At 70.5% G+C, this 4,850-nt stretch carries 7 protein-coding genes; 6 read left to right on the forward strand and 1 reads right to left on the reverse strand.

Features of this window, described 5'->3' with window-relative positions; all coding sequences use genetic code 11:
* On the forward strand, positions 1-474 hold a 474-nt coding region (gene lgt / locus FDZ70_06355), incomplete at its 5' end, for a prolipoprotein diacylglyceryl transferase (GenBank protein TLM76681.1).
* Between the two features lie 13 nt (positions 475-487).
* Here the strand turns inward: lgt and FDZ70_06360 are convergent.
* Complete coding sequence (locus tag FDZ70_06360; GenBank protein TLM76682.1) at positions 488-691, reverse strand: hypothetical protein; 204 nt, start codon at positions 689-691, stop codon at positions 488-490.
* A gap of 124 nt (positions 692-815) precedes the next feature.
* Here FDZ70_06360 and FDZ70_06365 point away from each other — a divergent pair, with 124 nt between their 5' ends.
* The 5 genes from FDZ70_06365 to ruvC all read left to right on the forward strand — a co-directional run.
* Positions 816-1,877: a DUF3048 domain-containing protein gene (locus FDZ70_06365; protein ID TLM76683.1), complete on the forward strand. Its 1,062-nt coding sequence runs from the start codon at positions 816-818 to the stop codon at positions 1,875-1,877.
* 146 nt (positions 1,878-2,023) lie between these two features.
* On the forward strand, positions 2,024-2,866 hold the full coding sequence (gene pdxS / locus FDZ70_06370; GenBank protein ID TLM76687.1) for a pyridoxal 5'-phosphate synthase lyase subunit PdxS: 843 nt from the start codon (positions 2,024-2,026) through the stop codon (positions 2,864-2,866).
* On the forward strand, positions 2,867-3,448 hold the full coding sequence (gene pdxT, locus FDZ70_06375) for a pyridoxal 5'-phosphate synthase glutaminase subunit PdxT (protein TLM76684.1): 582 nt from the start codon (positions 2,867-2,869) through the stop codon (positions 3,446-3,448).
* A 49-nt stretch (positions 3,449-3,497) separates the two neighbouring features.
* Positions 3,498-4,253 (forward strand): YebC/PmpR family DNA-binding transcriptional regulator, encoded by a 756-nt coding sequence (locus tag FDZ70_06380; GenBank protein TLM76685.1) that lies wholly within the window; start codon positions 3,498-3,500, stop codon positions 4,251-4,253.
* 217 nt (positions 4,254-4,470) lie between these two features.
* The coding region (gene ruvC, locus FDZ70_06385; GenBank protein TLM76686.1) for a crossover junction endodeoxyribonuclease RuvC at positions 4,471-4,850 on the forward strand (380 nt) is incomplete at its 3' end.

Below are 4,850 nucleotides of genomic sequence, written 5' to 3' on the forward strand. Positions count from 1 at the left end.
ATGCTGGCCGCCGTCGTGGAGTCGCGGCGGCTGAAGCAGACGTTCCTGCGCCTGTGCGACGTCGGCGCGGTCGGCGCGCCGATCGGGCTGTTCTTCGGCCGAGTCGCCAACTTCGTCAACGGCGAGCTGTGGGGCCGCGTCTCCGACGCGCCGTGGGCGATGGTGTTCCCCGGCGCGGGGCCGCTGCCGAGGCACCCGAGCCAGCTGTACGAGGCGCTGCTCGAGGGACTCGTCATCTTCCTCGTCATGGTGTGGCTCGCGAGGAGGAAGCGTCCCGACGGGCTCATGATCGGCTGGATGCTCTCGCTCTACGGCGTCTTCCGCATCTTCGTCGAGGCGTTCCGCGAGCCCGACGCGCAGATGGGCTTCCTGTTCGCGCACACGACGACCGGGCAGCTGCTCAGCGTCCCGATGGTGCTCGCGGGCGCGTGGCTCGTCTGGCGGGCAGTCCGCGCGGAGCGCGCGGGGGCGTGAGCGCGCCGGTCCGCTACTCGCAGATCTTCTCGGTGCGCTTCCAGCACGGAGCAGCGCGGTCCAGGCAGCGCGCGGCCTCGCTCGCCATGAGGTGCTTGAGCGGGTTGCAGTTCGTGCAGTAGAACGTCGGCATGCGGCCGACGAGGTCTTTGAGGTCCGGATCCGCGTACGGGTCCAGGTCGGCCTGTTCGACCACGTGGAGCAGGCTGCAGGGCATGGCGTCTCCGTGACGGCGGCTGGCTGCATCCACTGTATTGCCGCGGCGTGAGGTGCGCAATCGCGCCGTGTCCGCCGTGCTACCCTGACCGAGCGACGAAGGCTTGACGGACCACGGAGGACGGATGACGCACCGCAACGGCACGCTCACGGCGATGGCGGCCGCACTGCTCGCGGCGCTCGCGCTCGGCGCGCTGCCCGCGTGCAAGCCAGCGCCGGCGGTCGTGACCTCGCCGTGGCCGGTCGCGATGAAGGAGCGCACCGCAGCCAAGCCACCGGTGCCGCCGCGCTGGCCGCTCACCGGCCTCGACGCGCCCGATGCCACCGCCATCACACGCCGCGTCATCTCCGTGAAGATCGAGAACAACCCGGCAGCCAAGCCGCAGGTCGGGCTCGACCAGGCCGACGTCGTCTACGAGTCGCTCGCCGAGGGCGGCATCACGCGCTTCAACGCGATCTTCCACTCGAACCAGCCCGCCTACCTGCTCGGGCCGGTGCGCAGCGCGCGCCTGTCGGACCTCGACATCGTCCCGCAGTACGGCGCGATGTTCTCGTTCGCGGGCGCCAACAACGTCGTCTACACGAAGATCCGCTCCGCCGGCCTTCAGGAACTCGCCGAGAACGGCGGCAGCACCGACTGCTACGAGCGCCTCAAGACGCGCAAGGCGCCGCACAACCTGTTCATCGACCTCGCGAAGGCGCGCACGGTGGGCGCGGCGGCCAAGTGGCCGACCACGCAGACGGTACGCCCGTTCTCGTTCCTGCGACGCAGCGCGGAAGCCACCCCGCCGGTCACGATCATCAACATCCCGTTCTCGGACCAGGCCAAGGCGAAGTGGCAGTACGACCCGGGCACCAACCTCTACCTGCGCTGGGACCGCGGTACGCCGCACACCGACGGCGAGACCAAGAAGCAGCTGACCGCACGCAACGTGGTGGTGATGTGGACGAAGACCACCACGACCGCCAAGCGCGACGTCGCCGGCTCGCCGACGCTCGACATCGAACTCGCGGGCAAGGGGAAGGCGACCGTCTTCCGCGACGGCGTGAAGATCGAGGGCGAGTGGTCGGCCGGCGCGGACGCCCCACCTGAGTTCCACGACGCGGACGGCACTGTCATCAAGCTCGGGACCGGCAACACGTGGTTCCAGGTCATCCCGACCAACCAGACCATCACGTGGCAGTAGGCCCGCGCCGCTTCAGGTAGAATCGCAAGCCCGGCAACGCACGCACCGGCCGGATCAGGCCGTGACCCACCTCAAGGAGACGCACCGTGGACAACCCGTCAGGCGCCGAGACCGGCACGATCCGCGTCAAGACCGGCCTCGCCGAGATGCTCAAGGGCGGCGTCATCATGGACGTCGTCAACGCCGAGCAGGCCAAGATCGCCGAGGACGCCGGCGCGTGCGCCGTCATGGCGCTCGAGCGCGTGCCGGCCGACATCCGTGCCGCGGGCGGCGTCGCGCGCATGGCCGATCCGCGCAAGGTCCGCGAGATCCTCGAGGCCGTGTCGATCCCGGTCATGGCGAAGTGCCGCATCGGCCACTTCGTCGAGGCGCAGGTCCTCGAGTCGCTGGCCGTGGACTACATCGACGAGTCCGAGGTCCTCACACCCGCCGACGAGGAGCACCACGTCGACAAGTGGGCGTTCAAGGTGCCGTTCGTGTGCGGCGCGCGCGACCTGGGCGAGGCGCTACGGCGCATCGACGAGGGCGCGGCGATGATCCGCACGAAGGGCGAGCCGGGCACCGGCGACGTCGTCGAGGCCGTGCGCCACATGCGCAAGATGCTCCGCGACATCGACACCGTGAAGACCGCGTCGGGTGACGATGAGCTCGCCGACCTCGCCGAGCAGATGCGCGTGCCGGTCGACCTCGTGCGCTGGGTGCAGGTCAACGGCACGCTGCCGGTCGTGAACTTCGCCGCGGGCGGCATCGCGACGCCGTCGGATGCCGCGCTCATGATGCAGCTGGGCTGCGACGGCATCTTCGTGGGCTCGGGCGTGTTCAAGAGCGGCGATCCGGCCAAGCGCGCCGCGGCCATCGTCGAGGCGACCACGCACTTCGAGGACGCCGACGTGATCGCCCGGGTCTCGGAGGACCTCGGCGAGCCGATGGTCGGTATCAGCGCCCCGCAGGTCCCCGCCGCCGAGCGGATGCAGGACCGGGGGGTCTAGGTGCGCATCGGCGTCCTCGCGCTGCAGGGCGCGTTCCGCGAGCACATCCTGATGCTCGAGAGCCTCGGCGTCGGTGCCGTGGCGGTCCGCAAGCCCGAGCAGCTCGAGGGCTGCGCCGGGCTCATCCTGCCGGGCGGCGAGTCGACCACCATCGCCAAGCTCGCCGACACGTACGGCTTCACCGGCGCACTCGCCGGGCTGCACGACGAGGGGCTGGCGATCTGGGGCACCTGCGCCGGCGCCATCCTCATCTCGCGCGAGATCGTGGACGCCGCGCCCGGGCAGTCGCCGCTCGGCATCATGGACATCGCCGTGCGCCGCAACGCCTACGGGCGGCAGATCGACTCGTTCGAGTCCGACCTCGAGCACCGCGGTGTGGACGGCGCGCCGTTCCGCGGCGTGTTCATCCGCGCGCCGTGGATCGAGAGCGTCGGCGAGGGCGTGGACGTCCTGTGCGAGCACGAGGGCGTCATCGTGTCGGCGAGGCAGGGCGACCTGATGGCGACCACCTTCCATCCCGAATTGACGGGCGACCCCCGCATCCACCGGTACTTCCTCGAGGAGGTCGTGGGCGCGAGGTAGGGCGCGCAGCCCCTTCGCAACGCACGGCACCGACACCGAAAGGCACGACATGTCCGGACACTCCAAGTGGGCGACCACCAAGCACCGCAAAGCGGCGCAGGACAAGAAGCGCTCGGCGCTGTTCAGCAAGCTGTCGCGCATCATCACCGTGGCGGCGCGCACCGGCGGCGACCCGAACCCGGACAACAACGCGTCGCTGGCGGCCGCCATCGAGAAGGCGCGCGGCTACTCGTTGCCCAAGGACAAGATCCAGGTGGCCATCGACAAGGCGTTCGGCGCGGGCGCCGACGCGGCCGCCTACGAGGAGGTCATCTACGAGGGCTACGGCCCGGCCGGGATCGCGCTGTACATCGAGGCGCTCACCGACAACCGCAACCGCACCGCCGCCGACGTGCGCGTCGCATTCACGCGCGCGGGCGGCAACCTCGGGACCTCGGGCTCGGTCGCGTTCCAGTTCCAGCGCAAGGGCGAGATCGCGGTCGAGAAGACCGCGGGGCTCGACGAGGACGAACTGCTGCTGCTCGTCGCCGACGCGGGCGGGGAGGACCTCGAGGAGGGCGACGAGGAGTGGCTCGTCTACACCGCGCCGGCCGAGGTCATGGCGGTCAAGAAGGCGCTCGAGGCCGCCGGCGTGACGGTGAAGGGCGCCGAGCAGGTCATGGAGCCGACCACGCCGAGCGTGGTGACGCTCGAGGACGCGAAGAAGGTCCTGCGCCTCGTGGACGCGCTCGAGGAACTCGACGACATCCAGGGCGTGTATCACACGATGGAGCTCACCGACGAGATCGCCGCGGCGCTGGAGTAGCGCCCGCCGCCGTTCGAAGCCCTACGCAGCGGAGGTGCGCGCGGATCGAACCGGTTCGGCGACGATCCGCGATCTCCGAGGCGGTGACGCAGGGCGCACGGGGGTCGCCCCGACGTTCCGTCTCCGAGTGTCAGCACCCGCCGTCATTGCGCCCCCGCCCGCTCCCGCTATACTGAACATATGTTCGATTGCCGGTGAGCGAGGGAGGGCGGGACCTGTGATCGTGCTCGGCATCGATCCGGGCCTCGCCAACACCGGATGGGGTGTGGTCGAGAGCGCCGGCAGCCGGCTGAAGTGCCTCGCGTACGGCTGCATCACCACCCGCGCGCGCGACCCGCTGCCCGACCGCCTTGCCGCCATCCACGCCGAACTCGCCGAGGTCGTGGCGCGCTACGCGCCGGCCGAGTGCGCCGTCGAGAGCGTCTACTTCGGCACCAACGCCAAGTCGGCGTTCGCGACCGGCCAGGCCCGCGGCGCGGCGCTGCTCGCGCTCGCGGGAGCCGGTCTTGCGCTCGGCGAGTACTCGCCGGTGCAGGTCAAGCTCGCGGTGACGGGCAGCGGCTCGGCGGACAAGAAGCAGATCGCGTACATGACGCG

The organism is Actinomycetota bacterium, from assembly GCA_005774595.1.
GTDB lineage: Bacteria > Actinomycetota > Coriobacteriia > Anaerosomatales > D1FN1-002 > D1FN1-002.

Coding starts and splice junctions, on each gene's coding strand:
- pdxS (TLM76687.1), top strand. CDS start 2,024: ATGCTCAAGGGCGGCGTCATCATGGACGTCGTCAACGCCGAGCAGGCC.
- FDZ70_06360 (TLM76682.1), bottom strand. CDS start 691: ATGCCCTGCAGCCTGCTCCACGTGGTCGAACAGGCCGACCTGGACCCG.
- FDZ70_06365 (TLM76683.1), top strand. CDS start 816: ATGACGCACCGCAACGGCACGCTCACGGCGATGGCGGCCGCACTGCTC.
- FDZ70_06380 (TLM76685.1), top strand. CDS start 3,498: ATGTCCGGACACTCCAAGTGGGCGACCACCAAGCACCGCAAAGCGGCG.